Source organism: Brevundimonas sp. UBA2416 (assembly GCF_002343105.1).
In the GTDB taxonomy this organism is placed as follows: domain Bacteria; phylum Pseudomonadota; class Alphaproteobacteria; order Caulobacterales; family Caulobacteraceae; genus Brevundimonas.
Genome location: NZ_DDRM01000015.1, coordinates 1 through 276 on the forward strand (window position 1 = coordinate 1; position 276 = coordinate 276).

1 protein-coding gene is annotated in these 276 nt (G+C 75.7%); it reads left to right on the forward strand.

Annotation, left to right across the window (positions count from 1 at the left end):
- Positions 1–276: bactofilin family protein (locus B3E43_RS04060; protein WP_292027413.1), on the forward strand; the 276-nt coding region annotated here is incomplete at both ends.

Sequence of the window (276 nt, forward strand, 5' to 3'; positions counted from 1 at the left end):
CCCACAGTGCGGCGCTCCCCCCGCTGCCCGACCTGCCCATGCCGGGCGGCTCGTCGGCTGCGCCGGCCCGCGCCGCGGCTCCTTCGGGCGCCAGCGCGCGCGGCCTGTCCACCCTGTCCTCCGACCTCCAGTTCGAGGGCGGCATCACGGGCGGCGGCGACCTGCAGATCGACGGCGCGATCAAGGGCGACGTCCGCGTCGGCCGTCTGATCGTCGGCGAGACCGGCGCCGTCGAAGGCAATGTCTCGGCCGACTATGTCGAGGTTCGCGGGCGCG